Source organism: Streptococcus oralis (genome assembly GCF_003944215.1).
GTDB classification, from domain to species: Bacteria; Bacillota; Bacilli; order Lactobacillales; family Streptococcaceae; genus Streptococcus; species Streptococcus oralis_BI.
This window is the reverse complement of the sequence record NZ_RJVZ01000009.1, coordinates 1-15,652: the sequence shown is the minus strand read 5'-3', so window position 1 is coordinate 15,652 and position 15,652 is coordinate 1. Positions and strand designations below refer to the sequence as shown.

Here is a 15,652-nt window from a genome sequence, read left to right as displayed (position 1 = left end):
GAATATGGCAGAAAAGAAAATTAAAAAAGAAAAAATCGATAATGTCGGCATTCACTCCTTTAGTAAGAAGGCAGATATCTTCTTTAGTATCATCTCTGGTTTGATTGCTCTTTCTTGTATTTTGCCCTTTATCTTCGTTATCATCATTTCGGTGACAGACGAAAAGAGCATCCTCCAGTATGGATATAGCTTTTTCCCATCACAGTTTGGATTAGATGGTTTTGAGTTCTTGGCTCAGTTTAAAGATAAGATTCTCCAAGCGCTCTTTATCTCAGTTTTTGTAACCGTAGTCGGAACAGTGACCAACGTCTTTATTACAACCACTTATGCCTACGCCATCTCACGGACAACCTTTAAGTACCGCAGATTCTTTACGATCTTTGCTCTTCTTAGTATGTTGTTCAATGCTGGTTTGGTACCAGGCTATATCGTGGTGACTCGTTTGCTCCAACTTGGTGATACGGTTTGGGCCTTGATTGTTCCAATGCTTCTCTCACCATTCAACATCATCTTGATGCGTTCCTTCTTCAAGAAGACCATTCCAGAAGCCATTCTAGAATCCGCTCGTATCGATGGTGCCAGTGAAGCTCGGATCTTCTTCCAGATTTGTTTGCCATTGTCACTTCCAGGTATCGCAACCATCACGCTTTTGACAGCTCTTGGTTTCTGGAACGACTGGTTCAACGCCCTTCTTTATATCAAGAGTGACAACTTGTATCCATTGCAGTATTTGCTCATGCAAATCCAGCAAAATATGGACTACATTGCAAAAGCTGTCGGCCTATCTGGTCAACTGGGAGTTGCTCTACCAAAAGAAACAGGACGTATGGCCATGGTTGTGGTTGCAACCCTTCCGATTGCCATTCTGTATCCATTCTTCCAACGCTACTTTGTAAAAGGTTTGACCATCGGTGGTGTGAAAGAGTAGCACTTGCTGAGAAACACCGTTTCTCCCTTCCCAACTTCATCTTAGTGACTGAAGTTACAAATCATTAAATCGTTTATAAGTTTAAAAATAAAAAAAGGAGTTTTTATCATGAAAAACTGGAAAAAATATGCTTTTGCATCTGCTAGCGTAGTAGCTTTGGCTGCAAGCCTTGCCGCTTGTGGAAACCTTTCAGGTAACAACAAAAAAGCTGCTGACTCAGCTTCAGGTGACAAACCTGTTCTTAAAATGTACCAAATCGGTGACAAACCAGATAACTTGGATGAATTGCTAGAAAATGCAAACAAAATCATCGAAGAAAAAGTTGGTGCTAAATTGGATATCCAATACCTTGGATGGGGTGACTACGGTAAGAAAATGTCAGTTATCACATCATCAGGTGAAAACTACGATATTGCCTTTGCAGATAACTATGTTGTAAATGCTCAAAAAGGTGCTTATGCGGACTTGACAGAATTGTACAAGAAAGAAGGAGCAGAGCTTTACAAAGCACTTGACCCAGCTTACATCAAAGGGAACACTGTAAACGGTAAGATTTACGCTGTTCCAGTTGCAGCCAACGTTGCATCATCTCAAAACTTTGCCTTTAATGGCGCTCTTCTTGCCAAATATGGCATTGACATTTCAGGTGTCACTTCATACGAAACACTTGAACCAGTCTTGAAACAAATTAAAGAGAAAGCTCCAGACGTAGTACCATTTGCAGTTACGAAGAACTTTATCCCATCTGATAACTTTGACTACCCAGTACCAAACGGACTTCCATTCGTTATCGACCTTGAAGGAGACACTACTAAGATTGTAAACCGTTACGAAGTACCTCGTTTCAAAGAACACTTGAAGACTCTTCACAAATTCTATGAAGCAGGATACATTCCAAAAGACGTAGCAACAAGCGACACTTCATTTGACCTTCAACAAGATACTTGGTTTGTTCGTGAAGAAACAGTAGGACCAGCTGACTACGGTAACAGCTTGCTCTCACGTGTTGCGAACAAAGACATCCAAATCAAACCAATCACTAACTTCATCAAGAAAAACCAAACAACACAAGTTGCTAACTTTGTCATCTCAAACAACTCTAAGAACAAAGAAAAATCAATGGAAGTGTTGAATCTCTTGAACACAAACCCAGAACTCTTGAACGGTCTTGTTTACGGTCCAGAAGGCAAGAACTGGGAAAAAGTTGAAGGTAAAGAAAACCGTGTCCGCGTCCTTGATGGATACAAAGGAAACACTCACATGTCAGGTTGGAACACTGGTAACAACTGGATCCTTTACATCAACGAAAACGTTACAGACCAACAAATTGCAGATTCTAAGAAACAATTGGCAGAAGCTAAAGAATCTCCAGCACTTGGATTTATCTTTAACACTGACAGTGTGAAATCTGAAATCTCAGCAATCTCTAACACAATGCAACAATTCGATACAGCTATCAACACTGGTACTGTAGACCCAGATAAAGCTATTCCAGAATTGATGGAAAAATTAAAATCTGAAGGTGCCTACGAAAAAGTATTGAACGAAATGCAAAAACAATACGACGAATTCTTGAAAAACAAAAAATCATAAGATCGATTGATTTCGTGTATTCATTCCTAATTCCTAAAAATGTGATCACTGCCTTCCTTAGTTCTCTAGGGGAGGTAGTGATTTTTAGGATGTAAAAATGAAAACAGTGGTTCTGAGGTTTTATGCGATGTGATACACATACATCTATAGGGGATTTATTATGAAAAAATATCGCCTTCTTTTTAAAATGAGTGCTGTCTTCTCTTACCTATTTTTCGTATTTGGCCTTTCTCAGCTGACACTTATTGTCCAAAACTATTGGCAATTTTCTTCCCAGATTGGTAATTTCTTCTGGATTCAAAATATCTTGAGTTTGCTATTTAGCGGAGTCATGATTTGGATTCTGGTTAAGACAGGCCATGGTTATCTCTTTCGCATTCCAAGAGAAAAATGGCTTTGGTATTCGATTTTGACAGTATTAGTGGTAGTGCTCCAGATCTCTTTTAACGTTCAGACAGCTAAACATGTCCAGTCAACTGCTGAAGGTTGGGCTGTATTGATTGGTTATAGTGGGACTAACTTTGCAGAGCTAAGTATCTATATAGCCCTGTTCTTTCTGGTTCCACTGATGGAAGAATTGATCTATAGGGGTTTGTTGCAACATGCTTTCTTTAAACATTCGCGATTTGGCCTTGATTTGCTTCTTCCTTCCATTTTGTTTGCTCTTCCTCATTTTTCAAGTCTGCCTAGTCTGTTAGATATTTTTGTTTTTACAACATCTGGAATCATCTTTGCTGGTTTGACCCGCTATACCAAGAGCATTTATCCATCCTATGCGGTGCATGTGATCAATAATATTGTAGCGACCTTGCCATTTTTGCTGACTTTTTTACATAGGGTGTTTGGGTAAAATACTGGCACGAGAGTTAGGAATTATAGTTTTTCAATTTATAAGCGAATTTCAGGAGGGAAATGAGTATGACACAATTAAAATGGTTTGCTGGAGGAAGTGAAAGACGTTGTGAAGCGATGGCCATCATTGATTATCTATTGGAAGATATAAAGGATGCGCCTCAACTTACTCCCCTGAAAAATCAGTTAGTGATTTATAAAAAACGATTAAAGGACGATGGAACCTCTACTCCATTTATTCTGAGTCAAATGAATGTTGACATCTCACGTGTGTTGATTGATAACAAGCTAAGTTTGTCAGAAAGTCAAGCTAAGCAAATCAAAAAATTGAGAGAATTATCTGCGATTCGCTATGGTTACTGATGAAGTGCAGTGGCAGGTCTCTCTATACAATTTCCGGTCAAATAAATTGCATTCGTTTTCCCAAGTGGGTATACTAGTATAGTTGAATGAAAAATTCTGAAAATTTAAGAATAGAAAAGAGAACAAATCTTATGGCAAAAGATATTCGTGTCTTACTTTACTACCTTTATACTCCAATTGAAAACGCAGAGCAATTTGCGGCAGATCACTTGGCTTTCTGTAAATCAATCGGTCTCAAAGGCCGTATCCTAGTCGCTGACGAGGGCATTAACGGGACTGTTTCAGGTGACTACGAAACAACTCAAAAATACATGGACTATGTTCACAGCCTCCCAGGCATGGAGGACCTCTGGTTCAAGATTGACGAAGAAAGTGAACAAGCCTTCAAGAAGATGTTTGTTCGCTACAAGAAAGAAATTGTCCACCTTGGTTTGGAAGACAACGATTTTGACAACGACATCAACCCACTTGAAACAACAGGTGCCTACTTGTCTCCAAAAGAGTTCAAAGAAGCCCTTCTTGACGAAGATACAGTGGTTCTTGACACACGTAACGATTACGAGTACGACCTAGGACACTTTCGTGGGGCTATCCGCCCAGATATCCGCAACTTCCGTGAGTTACCACAATGGGTCCGTGACAACAAAGAAAAATTCATGGACAAGCGTGTCGTGGTTTACTGTACAGGTGGAGTTCGCTGTGAGAAATTCTCAGGCTGGATGGTCCGTGAAGGCTACAAAGATGTTGGTCAATTGCACGGAGGAATCGCAACTTACGGTAAAGACCCAGAAATTCAAGGCGAGCTCTGGGATGGGAAAATGTACGTTTTTGACGAGCGCATCGCAGTCGATGTCAACCATGTCAATCCAACCATCGTAGGGAAAGACTGGTTTGATGGAACACCATGTGAACGCTATGTCAACTGTGGAAATCCCTTCTGTAACCGTCGTATCCTAACATCAGAAGAAAATGAAGACAAGTACCTTCGTGGATGCTCACACGAGTGTCGTGTTCACCCACGCAACCGCTATGTTTCAGAAAATGAATTGACACAAGCAGAAGTAATCGAGCGCCTAGCAGCTATCGGTGAAAGCTTGGATCAAGTCGCTACTGTATAAGATCAAACAGTCCTCAGGGGCTGTTTTTCTATGCTTTTTATCTAAAAATCTAAAATTTGTTTCTGTATCTTTCAGGAAAATAGGGTATACTATGTGTAAACGATTTCAAAGGAGGCCAGTTATGGCGAAAACATTTTTTATCCCAAATAAAGAAAGCATTCTAGGACAACAGGAGGTCTTGACTGCCAAGTCTATCTTGGCCTTGGTGGAGGGCTTGGAGTCACACAGTTATGATGCGGTCTATCTCCGTCAGCCCCTCAATCGTCTCGAGTATATGGAGTGTGGGATTGTAGGTCAGTCGCAATTTCTCTTCAAGGTGAACTATGCGGATAGTCGAAAAGGCTATCAAGTGGTGATTCCAGACTTCCTTACTAGAGCGGACTGGGAGATTGTAGAAGCTCTCCTCCAAGCCCTATCAAACAAGTTGGGGCAAGTGGTAGAAGGGTTAGAAGGGTTTGAATTTGAAGCTTATTTCCGACAAACAGTTCAGAATTATTTAGCGGATAAGGCGGCTCGTCTAGTATACTGCCAAGGGCTCTTGTCCCCTATCTATCTCAATAAGGAATACCTCGAGAGCTTTTTGGCTGAGGATGGATTGGCACATTTTGAAGAGCTGGTCAAGAAGGTTCAAGGATCCGATGCCTACCTTGCCAGCGTGAAATTTTACCCAGATGCTCAAGGCAAGGTGCACGGTATCTACCACCTAGCTCAGGGGGTCAAGACGATTTTACCTAAAGAACCCTTTGTACCAGCGCCTTACACCCAGCAGCTAGCAGGCAAGGAGCTTGTTTGGGAGATTGACCTAGTGGTAATTTCTGGTGATGGTTCAAAAGCAGAAGACTACGAATCCATCGCCCGCTTGGACTATGCAAAATTCCTAGAGTCACTACCAAAAGCATTTTACCAGCAATTAGATGCCAATCAATTGGAAGTACAAGCCATCCTAGGACAAGATTTTGAAGGATTGGTACAAGAAAAGTAAAGCAGGTCAATTTCTATTTATCGTGCGAAAGATAGTTTAGCCTAGTTAAGTTTTGTAATATAAAATTTTAAGCATTGCTTAGTTCAATAAAAAGTAGTATAATATAATAAAAAAATATAATATTGTTCGGTAACTAATTATCAGGAGATCTTAAGATGGATATTAAGAAGGAAGTGGGCAAAAGAATCCGAATGTTACGAGAGATGAAACATATCACTCGTGAAACTCTTTGTGACGATGAAACTGAGATAACGGTGCGCCAATTAGCACGAATTGAATCAGGTCAATCTTCTCCAAGTTTATCCAAGGTAGAGTATATAGCTTACAAACTAGGCTGTCCAATTTCACATATAGTAGATATGGATCATATGATTTTACCCTCAGAGTACTTGATATTAAAGGATAAACTCATTAAGTTTCAAACTTATGGAGATGATGATAGAATCCAGGTTAAGGAAGAGTTGTTTGAAAGAGTTTACGAACACTATTATGACAGTCTACCTGAGGATGAGCAGATTGCAGTTAGTGCCTTACAAGCTAGTTTTGATGTCTTTGTAAGTGAAGATGCAGGGTTTGGCGATGCTTTACTTGATGAATATTTTGAACAAGTAAAGATAAGGAAAAACTATTCGGTGAATGATTTGCTTCTCATAAAATTGTACTTCACAACATGTGTAGCTAGGCCAAATGTATATGATAGAGAGGTGTTTTGGAATCTTTCCCATAAAGTTCTTAGGGTAACGAATACTTCTAGTTTGGATACAAACTATATGCTAAAACAAGTTATTATCTCGTCACTTACCATTCAATGGATGGAAAAGTCCTACTCTACTTTTGAGCCTTATGTTAAGGCAATGAATAGATTGATGATTTTATCGCAGGACTTTCAAAAGAAACCAATCGTAGATATGCTAGAAGCTATGTGTACCTTATTTCATAAACAGGATAAGGAAAAAGCTGTCCAATTATACGATAGAGCCATTATTTGTGCTCAAGCTTTTGAGGACCCAGTATTAGAAGCGCGCATATTGGGAGAAAAAGAAAGAGATTTAAAAACTTTTGAGGAAATGAAGAGCTGACATGACATTTTTGTCATGTTTTTTTGTTTTTGAAAGCGGTAAACTAGAGATGTAATGAAAAGTCAAGAGAGTTATTTGAGTTAGGAGGAAAAAGATGGGCAATCTTAGTATCTCACTAGAGACTTTTACACAAACTCGCCACAGTTTGGTGTTTCGAAATAACACGACTGAGCAAAAGTTGGTAGAGATAGTATTAAATAACGAAGTTTTTCGTCTAGCAGTTTTAGATGCCGGTGAAGAGCGAGTTTTAATCTTACCAGAAGAATTATCTATTATCAAAAGTTTTAAAATTTCAGAGGTGGAGGACAATCCATGATGTCGAAAAAACATGTTGTAGAGGCAATGTTTATTCTTGTGATAGCTTCTTTATTTTTAGTAGGATTTTACTATAAAAACCAAGAATCTCATCATCAAGAAGAAACAAAACAAGAGCTTCTCTTAAAAAAAGAAGAGGAGATAAAACAATATATTTCAAAAACTAAAAATACAACATTCAAGAATGCATTGTTGACCTCCAACGAGGGAGCGCAGGTTCAACTATCAGAGTATAAGTTTAGACCAAAGGTTGTGGTATTCTGGGCTAGTTGGTGTCCTAATTGTCAAAAAGAGCTCCCAATCATTCAGCGCCTTTATGATAAATATCAAGATAAAGTTGATTTCTTTATGGTGGATATAGTCGATGGGGAACGTGAAATACTTGAAACCTCTCATCAATTTTTAAGGGATCAGGGTTTTACCTTTCCAGTTTATATAGATCAAGATTTACAAGCTTTTAAGTTCTTGGATGTAAAAGCTATTCCAACTATCTTTATAGTGGATAAAGATGGGATAGTGAAAGAAATTTATGTTGAACAAGGAAGCGAAGAAATGTTATCTAAAGATTTAAAACAGTTAATAAATAACTGAAATGAGAATTTCATTTGGTTATTATAAAAAATTTTTTAAAAGGAGGGTTTTCTGATGAGAAAACTAACTGGACGTGTCAAAAGACACATTGTAGCAGGTCGCTTTTGTATTATAGGTCTTGGATATGGAGTAGGCATATTTTGTTGGGATTAAAAGGGGGATTAAGTAATGAAAAAACTAAGCAATAAACATAAAAAACACATTGTGGCAGGTCAATTTTGTGCTCTTTCACCATATGGTCTTGCTGGAATGATTGCAGGTATTGGATTCTTCTGCTGGAGTTAATGTAGGCTGAAAATCTCTGGCAGGGTTCATTCCTTGTCAGAGACTTTTTAATATAATAAACGGAGAGAAACTATGAATCGTGTGATTTTAAGTCTTAAAAATATCAATAAAACATATGGGAAAGAACAGGTTCTCCATAATGTTTCCTTTGATATTGAGCAAGGAGAAATATGTGGTCTTATTGGCGAAAATGGTGCTGGGAAGACAACATTAATGAGAATTCTCCTAGGACTAATTCGAGCTGATAAGGGAGAAATAAAGAGTGTTTCTCAGCATAAGATTGGCAGTATTATCGAATCACCTGCCCTCTATCCAAACCTGACTGGACGCCAACACTTGCAATATTACAAGACAAGATTTGGTTTAAAGACAGATATCATAGAAATGTTGGAATTGGTTCACTTGTCTGAACCATCATGGGATCGAAAAGTCAAAAACTATTCTCTTGGCATGAAACAAAGATTATCGATAGCAATTGCCCTTTTGGATAATCCAGAGCTCATTATCCTAGACGAACCAGTGAATGGTTTAGATCCTCAAGGGATTTCAGATTTAAGAAAAATGATTTTGAATTTAAGGGATCAGTTAGGAGTTACTTTTTTAATCTCGAGTCATATTCTGTCAGAATTGGAATTTATAACAGATAAGTATATCATCATGAAAAAGGGAAAAATTCTAAATGTAATGAGTTCAAAAGAGCTAGCGAATGATTTATCTGAAAAAATTTTCCTAAAGACAAGTGATAATCAGATTCTAAAAATGTTTTTAGAAAAAGAGGGCATCGATAATGTTGAGCAGGATGACTATCTGCTTGTGAAAGAGAAGGAAAAATTAATGGCTATCTTGGAACATAGTATTGGTTCAAATCTAGTGATACAGGATATTTATATTAAGAAGGAACGCTTTGAGGACTACTATTTGCGTAATATTATCTGATGATTTAAGAAAGGAGGAGAGTCATGAATTCTCTTAAAGCAGATATGTATAAATTTTACTGGGAAAAAAGAGGAGTGCTTCCTAGTTTGTTGATAGGGTTATTAGTTTTGTTATTCTCCCTGTTTTTTAAGTCATCAAATGAAAATGATCCGGCATTTCGAGTGTTGATTTCAAATGTGAGTGGTTTTATTCCTTTGCTTTTCATCTCTGCCAATTTATTTTTCTGGGGGGAAGATTATAGTTTCCGTACGGTTAATATTCTGCTCACAAAAGAAGAACAACGTTGGAAGTTATTTTTATATAAAACCTTGGGAACCTTTTGTTTGTCTTTCCTATATGTGACTATTTTTTATAGTTTAACAGCTCTTATTTATTTGGAAGGGGACATGGTGTTGATTGTTTCGACATTTTTACACCAACTACCATACTATTTGGTTATTATCAGCATCTCCTTATTGATTTTTCAAATATTTGATAAGGTTTATGAATCATGTATGATTTATACACTCTACATTTTACTATTTGATAACCTATTGGCTTATGTCCTTCCAAATTCTGGTGAGAGTGTGAAAGACTATTTGCTTATGACTTTAAGTTTGAAAGCATCACCAAGTTTTAGTCAATTTACCCTTACAAACGTATGCTATCCTATAGTGGTGAATATAGCAGTACTTGTGCTTGCGTTAGCTGTATTTAGTAAAAAAGAATTTAAGTAGGAGGACTAATGATGAAAAAAATAGGAATTGTAATTGGGCTGTTATTACTGTTTGTAGTGGCTGGAATTTTATTAACCTTAAAACGAGGAGAGACTACAATCAGTGTGAAACAATCATGGACTCTTTCTTCTAAAAGTATTAAAACGTTAGAGTTTTATGGATCAAAGCAAGCAATTGATGTTAAAGTTGTACAGAGTGAATCAGATGAGACAAGTGTTCAAATAGAAGGAAAAGTTTCTGAAGAATCAGCGAATAACATATCTAAAAACGTTAAGATAAGTTCAGATAGTCTGTATCTTCCATTTTCGCAACATGGCTTTAATTTAGCTCTGAGTTCAGAAGGGAAAGACAAGTTATATGTAACCATTTCCTTAGGAAAAAATGCAACTTTCGAAAAAATTTTTGTAGATACTCTTGTTGGTGATGTATCTATTACAGTTCCTAAAGATTTTGATGGAATCTATACTTTGCATACAAATAATACAGGAGAAGTTTTAAAGGTTCCTGCGACAAATCAAACTTCGAATAGCATCATTGAAGTTGATGGCTATAGTAAGATAAGTGTTGAAAAAGGAGAAAATAATGGTTAGTCACTATAAACAAGCAACTTTGCTGGATTGTGGAATGGCTTGTGTAAAGACAATCATTTCTTATTATTTCCCCAAGTTAGAACATTTAGATAGTCTACAATTTGATAATCATAATCACCAAGGACTGTCTTTGTTTGAAATAGAAGGTATGCTAAAAAGCTATGGTATTGATGCGGATTCTTATCAAATTGACACTCCTAGTTTGTTAAATAACGTATCATTTCCTTATTTGATGGTAGTAGAAAGAGCTGGTTTACCTCATTATATTGTTATATTAGATGGAGATAGTAATTTATTGACGGTTTCTGATCCTGCAAATGAGGAAATTGAGAAAATTTCAAGTTTAGAACTTTTTAGTCAGAGTGTAGGAATTGTTTTAATTCCCCAAAAGAGTGAGAGTGTTAATTTAGAAGATAGAAAAGGTGTTGTTACTTTTAGCTATGCAGATAAGTTATATCATAGATTTCTATCTTCACTTAGTTGGAAAAGAAAGTTTGCAATCTTTTTCTTGGGAATAGCCAAAATTATCTTACCAGTTACTATTGCTTTTTTTCTACAAATAACAATGTCTAATCTGCTTAATATTCAGTTTAGCTTTCAGTTATTTAGTCTCGCTTCAATAATGTTAGGTTCATATTTGTATTGGCAGTTTTCTATATTAGAAACGAGATTAAAAGGAAAGATTGAAAATGATTTTTTAAATGATATTCTGTCCTCTTTTTATCAGAACCAATTAAATGATTTTTCTTTAACTAAGAATTATGAGTATGTTAGTAGTTATTTTTGGAATTTGTTGTTATCAGCAACAGGTATTATGCAAAAATTTTACTTAAAGGTACAGCTTTTAGTGTTTTGCTTGCTACTATTATTGCTATTAAAATTGAATATCATTATTTTCGCAGTTACAAGCTTATCTATAGTTATTCTTGGTTTATATGTAAATTTTGAGATACGAAAAGTTGTAAAAAATCAGCGAGAATTTATTGCTAAGAGTTCTAACTTTAGTTCTCTTGTAGAAAATACAATTTATGGTTTGCAAGATATTATAAGTTTCCAAAAATCTAGCGACTTTATCAAAGAATTTAATGAAAGACTCAATGAACTGTTGGGAACGAAACTAGATAGTACACATATTACCAATAGATTATTAGCTTCTACTCAGATATTTATCGGTTTAACTGGTTCATTTTTGATTGCTACTATAATTTCTATGAGAGATTATGAACATATAGCAGAGTATGCAAATAGTATTTTGATTCTATTACTTTTATCCAGCATTTTAAGTTCTTTAATTACATCTTGGGTAGCATTGAAAAAAAGTCAATATTCCTTTGAGTTTATTGGAACAGAGGAGGTAGAAGCGAAAAGGGATGTTGTTCCTATTTCAGTAGCTAAAATTAAACAGTTGTCCTGCCATGATTTATCTAAAAAATGGGATGAAAGATTGGTGTTTAATAAATTAAATTTCGAGTTTAATAGTGGTGAACTAACAGTTGTTACAGGTGGTAATGGAACAGGCAAATCATCTCTTTTGAATATTATTCAGGGATTATCTTCTCCAACAGAGGGTGATATTGTACTGAATGGAATGGAAAGTTTTTCTACTTTAGAGGAGACTAATATTTTGGATTATTTAAGCGTGTATTCATCTGAATTTCATGTATTCCCTGGAAGTGTTTCAAAAAATATTAATTTCACCCTATTTAATAAGGAAAACTATGAATCAAATAATCTTGATAGTCTGAATCTCAATGTATCTCTGAGTCATCAGATTGATGGGAAAGCCACCAATATTTCGCAAGGTCAGAAACAAAAAATTCTACTTATGAGGAGTTTATCACAAGAAAAGGATATCTATCTATTCGATGAGCCTACAGGAAATTTGGACAGAAACTCAACTGAATTATTTCTAAATGAGGTTGAGAAATTAGTGAACGAGAAAAAGATTGTTATTGTCGTGACTCATGATAAGGATGTTATTGCTAGAGCAAGCAAAGTTATTAATATGGATGAATTTCATTAAAAGTTAAAAAATGGAGATTGGTGGTTTCTAATCTTAATTTTACCTATAACTAGTTTGTATAATATTTGAAACAAAGCATTTCGTAGCAATATTATAATACTACTGAACTTTAGAAATAAAACCCATCCTAGGACAAGACTTTGAAGGATTAGCAACCATTAAGTAGACACAGTTCAAGAGTAAGCATGAAAATCCCTGTCATTAATAAATGGCAGGGATTTTGGTTAAAAGAATGTCAGGATGCGAAGGTAGTCAACTGTCAGCGCAAGCTCTGCAATGAAGAAGGGAAAGAGAATGGCACCATCAAGTAAGACAGCTAGCAAGAATCGATAAAATGGGTCGAGGCTACTGGTCTTACTTGGCTTGCTAATCACAAAGAGATTGCCGAGGGCAAAGATGGCCATGCTTAGAAGAGTGAGGATGCCAGCAAATCGCAAGCCACCAAAGAGTGCAAAGAAACTTGCTAGAGCTGTTAGGACAAGTGGGATAGCAAAGAGTCTGCTGTAACGATCAAAGGCTTCTTGGAATGTAAAGTCGCTCTCCTGGTCCAGTACACGTCGGACAGTAAAGCCTCCCAAAATGATGGAAAAGTAAAATAGAGCGCTAGCGACCAGAATCGAAAGCCCAGCAAAGAGATCTAAAGGTGGGAGCTGATTAGGAGAACCATTAGCAATAGAAATCATATAGCCATAGTAGAGGCGCTTGATATGATAGATACTAAAGAAAAGGTTAATCGAGGACAGAAGAGTGAGCAGGGCAAAGACACTGTAACGATGCTTTTGATCTGTAGTTTTGCTAGCAGTTGGTTCTTGGATAGCATCCAGTAGCCAAGTCCAAAATAGTGCGATTTCTTCTTTTAATCGGGCAGTTTTACGAGGGTCAATATCTGGGATATAGGGGCTTTCTAAAGCCTTGCTGAGGATGCTTTTCTCTTTTACAGAGTTTTCTTGGTTGTGTTCCTCTTCAGCTTTCCCTTCTCCCTCTTCCTCGGTTTGGGTTTCTTCTATCGTTTCGGGAGCTTCCTCCTCATGCGTTTCCGACTCTTCAGGTGAGACAGGTATTTCTTCGCTTGCTTGTGGTTCAGTCTCCACGGTTTCCAAAGTCTCAGGCTCGTCGGGCTGGATTTCCGATTTCGACTGAGGCGATTTCTTCTCAAGATCGGCACTTTCAAACCATTCTTGTGTCATGGTGGAACCTCCTTTTTTATGGTTATTTTCTATTTTTAGACTAGCAGATGAAAGCGTTTTTGTCAATGGTTTCTAGATGCAGCAGAGTACTCTTCCTCCTTGGGTAGGTAGATATCCTGATTGGCTTTTATAATGAGTATATCCTTAACATCTGCTTTGTCTGTCTTGTAGGGGTTGGCAAGTTCATTGTCTTTTTGTTTAGGGTGTTCTCTTTGTGCTTTACGATAAATACCGCCATGCTTAGAAGAAATATCTAGATTGATACGATCGAATTCTGTCTTAGAAAGAAAGAGTGTTAAGTCATTATGAGAGTTCAGCTCAACCTTACCGCGGACCTTGATATTTTCAGTATAGATATGCCCCCTCTCCGTCTTGACCTGGCTATCTGTCAATTCGGTATCAAAGATATTGATGATATGAGGTGTCGTTAGTGTGCTGTTCTTGATAGAACTTTCTGTTAGTCTTAAGAGATAGCCTTTTGTTTTGATTGTCGCATTTTCAAGGTTGGCTTGACGAATATTAGTTTGTCCACGATTGGCTGAGACGGTGATAGCTTGCAGCTTTCTTCCTTTAGGTAGGGAGAGAACGACTTCGTCAAAACGGTGAGAATAACTGCTGGCGATACGAAGTAGGCCTTCGATTCCTGAGCCGAGAAAACGATGTTGGGAGTCTTGTTTATCAGTGACGGTCAGTGTTTTGTCACTCATACCAGTAGTTAGATCGTGACGACCAGACACGGAAGGATGATAGGTGATATGGATCTTGTCATCTAGAGACTCTGTGATGGTTAGGCTATGTTCCTCAAGGGTCAAATCAAGTTTTTCCACTTCGCTTCCAAAGGTCACTTCTTCGATACGATTGTCATAGACGGGGTCTTTTGACATGGCAAGCAAACTTTGAATACCATTGGACTGCGCGCCTACAATGATCATGATAAAACCAAGGATTGTAGAAACCACACCAAAGATGAGAAATCCTTTCGTCAATTTACGCATGTCTGTCACCTCTCTTTCCTTTTTTAAGAATCCATTGCACCAAGCGGACGACCAGAAGACCAAAGAAACGAGCTACATAGGAGATGCCTAGTAGAACAAGAGAAGAAGCACCGATAGAGAGCAAACCTGCTCCGAAAATTAAGATAAAGGCAGATTTAGCTTCTACTAGGATGCTAAAACTTTCTACGATAAAGAGTCCGCCCAGCAGGATTCCCGTCACAGAGACGGTAAAGAAGGCTAGAATGACAGCGACCGCCGCGATAAAAAGCCCGATAATGGTTAAGATAATTGCAATTCCAACAGGAATGCCGATAGGGGCTGCTAGTAAGGCCAAGAGGGCAATGTGTAGCAGTTGGCGGTCATTCTTTTGAGCAGGTGCCTCATTGACTTTCTTGTCGAGGAGGTTAGAGAGGACATCATGAGCAGCTTCTTTTGGAGTTCCCAGACTGGCGATGAGTTCCTCTTCGCCTTCTGAACCTGCATCGTCAAATAGTTCCTTAAAGTAGTCCATAGCTTCGATGCGGTCAGCTTCAGGCAGTTTATGGAGATAGGTTTCTAACTGAGTCAGATAGTCAGTTCTTGTCATGGCGGATACTCCCTTCTATGATGCCGTTGACGGTGTCGGTATAGAGCGTCCATTCTTCCTTTAGAGTAACGAGCTGCTCTACGCCCCGATTAGTCAAGGAGTAGTATTTGCGCATACGTCCCTGAAACTCTCTAGAGTAGGTGGTCAGAAAGCCACTGGCTTCCAATTTTTTGAGAATGGGATAGAGCGTAGATTCTTTGATATTGGCGATGAGTTTAATGGTTTGGCTAATCTCATAACCATAAGAATCCCCCTGCTCCAGTACAGCCAAGATGAGAAACTCAATCAAGGCAGAGGATGTTGGGAAGTACATGAGAAACCTCCTTTATATTATATAAAAATTTTATATATACTCTTTTCAAATATATTGTATCTCAAGTTGAAAGCCCTGTCAAGAAATATGTGTAAAAATTTTATATATAAAAAAACTCCTAGTAAAAACTAGAAGTTTAGAGGATTATACATCAGTTATTCGGCAGAATTCTATATTTTAAAGATAAGCTAGAATAATGA

Annotated in this window: 17 protein-coding genes; 13 read left to right on the top strand and 4 right to left on the bottom strand. The window is 37.5% G+C overall.

The window, feature by feature from the left end:
* Positions 1–4: 4 nt before the first annotated feature.
* The 13 genes from D8804_RS06240 to D8804_RS06180 all read left to right on the top strand — a co-directional run bounded on the left by D8804_RS06240 (position 5) and on the right by D8804_RS06180 (position 12,371).
* On the top strand, positions 5–928 hold the full coding sequence (locus D8804_RS06240; RefSeq protein WP_000818345.1) for a carbohydrate ABC transporter permease: 924 nt from the start codon (positions 5–7) through the stop codon (positions 926–928).
* 108 nt (positions 929–1,036) lie between these two features.
* Positions 1,037–2,521, top strand: a complete 1,485-nt coding sequence (locus D8804_RS06235; protein ID WP_084975947.1) for an ABC transporter substrate-binding protein — start codon at positions 1,037–1,039, stop codon at positions 2,519–2,521.
* A gap of 160 nt (positions 2,522–2,681) precedes the next feature.
* Positions 2,682–3,371 (top strand): CPBP family intramembrane glutamic endopeptidase, encoded by a 690-nt coding sequence (locus D8804_RS06230; RefSeq protein WP_084975948.1) that lies wholly within the window; start codon positions 2,682–2,684, stop codon positions 3,369–3,371.
* 68 nt (positions 3,372–3,439) lie between these two features.
* A complete protein-coding gene (locus tag D8804_RS06225; RefSeq protein ID WP_084975949.1) occupies positions 3,440–3,736 on the top strand; it encodes a bacteriocin immunity protein in 297 nt (98 codons plus the stop codon).
* Positions 3,737–3,867: 131 nt separating this feature from the next.
* Complete coding sequence (trhO, locus tag D8804_RS06220) at positions 3,868–4,854, top strand: oxygen-dependent tRNA uridine(34) hydroxylase TrhO (RefSeq protein WP_125399180.1); 987 nt, start codon at positions 3,868–3,870, stop codon at positions 4,852–4,854.
* A gap of 121 nt (positions 4,855–4,975) precedes the next feature.
* Positions 4,976–5,836 carry a DUF4299 family protein gene (locus tag D8804_RS06215; protein ID WP_125399179.1) on the top strand — a complete coding sequence of 287 codons (861 nt, stop codon included), beginning with the start codon at positions 4,976–4,978 and terminating at the stop codon, positions 5,834–5,836.
* Between the two features lie 155 nt (positions 5,837–5,991).
* Positions 5,992–6,915, top strand: a complete 924-nt coding sequence (locus D8804_RS06210) for a helix-turn-helix domain-containing protein (protein ID WP_125399178.1) — start codon at positions 5,992–5,994, stop codon at positions 6,913–6,915.
* 94 nt (positions 6,916–7,009) lie between these two features.
* Positions 7,010–7,231 carry a hypothetical protein gene (locus tag D8804_RS06205; RefSeq protein ID WP_125399177.1) on the top strand — a complete coding sequence of 74 codons (222 nt, stop codon included), beginning with the start codon at positions 7,010–7,012 and terminating at the stop codon, positions 7,229–7,231.
* Positions 7,228–7,821 (top strand): TlpA family protein disulfide reductase, encoded by a 594-nt coding sequence (locus D8804_RS06200; protein WP_125399176.1) that lies wholly within the window; start codon positions 7,228–7,230, stop codon positions 7,819–7,821. Before D8804_RS06205 ends, D8804_RS06200 begins: the two co-directional genes overlap by 4 nt.
* A gap of 357 nt (positions 7,822–8,178) precedes the next feature.
* Positions 8,179–9,042 (top strand): ABC transporter ATP-binding protein, encoded by an 864-nt coding sequence (locus D8804_RS06195; RefSeq protein ID WP_125399175.1) that lies wholly within the window; start codon positions 8,179–8,181, stop codon positions 9,040–9,042.
* A 23-nt stretch (positions 9,043–9,065) separates the two neighbouring features.
* Complete coding sequence (locus D8804_RS06190) at positions 9,066–9,758, top strand: ABC transporter permease (protein WP_125399174.1); 693 nt, start codon at positions 9,066–9,068, stop codon at positions 9,756–9,758.
* Positions 9,759–9,766: 8 nt separating this feature from the next.
* A complete protein-coding gene (locus D8804_RS06185; protein ID WP_125399173.1) occupies positions 9,767–10,348 on the top strand; it encodes a hypothetical protein in 582 nt (193 codons plus the stop codon).
* Positions 10,341–12,371: an ATP-binding cassette domain-containing protein gene (locus tag D8804_RS06180; protein WP_125399172.1), complete on the top strand. Its 2,031-nt coding sequence runs from the start codon at positions 10,341–10,343 to the stop codon at positions 12,369–12,371. Before D8804_RS06185 ends, D8804_RS06180 begins: the two co-directional genes overlap by 8 nt.
* 224 nt (positions 12,372–12,595) lie before the next feature.
* On the opposite strand, the gene D8804_RS06175 is transcribed toward D8804_RS06180, so the two are convergent.
* The 4 genes from D8804_RS06175 to D8804_RS06160 form a co-directional block, all read right to left on the bottom strand.
* Positions 12,596–13,558: a DUF6574 domain-containing protein gene (locus tag D8804_RS06175; protein WP_125399171.1), complete on the bottom strand. Its 963-nt coding sequence runs from the start codon at positions 13,556–13,558 to the stop codon at positions 12,596–12,598.
* A 62-nt stretch (positions 13,559–13,620) separates the two neighbouring features.
* The gene (locus D8804_RS06170; protein ID WP_125399170.1) at positions 13,621–14,553 is read right to left on the bottom strand and encodes a DUF4097 family beta strand repeat-containing protein; all 933 of its coding nucleotides are present in this window, start codon (positions 14,551–14,553) and stop codon (positions 13,621–13,623) included.
* Complete coding sequence (locus tag D8804_RS06165) at positions 14,546–15,139, bottom strand: DUF1700 domain-containing protein (protein WP_084945680.1); 594 nt, start codon at positions 15,137–15,139, stop codon at positions 14,546–14,548. Before D8804_RS06165 ends, D8804_RS06170 begins: the two co-directional genes overlap by 8 nt.
* Positions 15,126–15,452, bottom strand: coding sequence for a PadR family transcriptional regulator (locus D8804_RS06160; protein ID WP_000273860.1), 327 nt, complete (start codon positions 15,450–15,452; stop codon positions 15,126–15,128). The genes D8804_RS06165 and D8804_RS06160 overlap by 14 nt, the downstream gene beginning before the upstream one ends.
* Between the last annotated feature and the right edge of the window lie 200 nt (positions 15,453–15,652).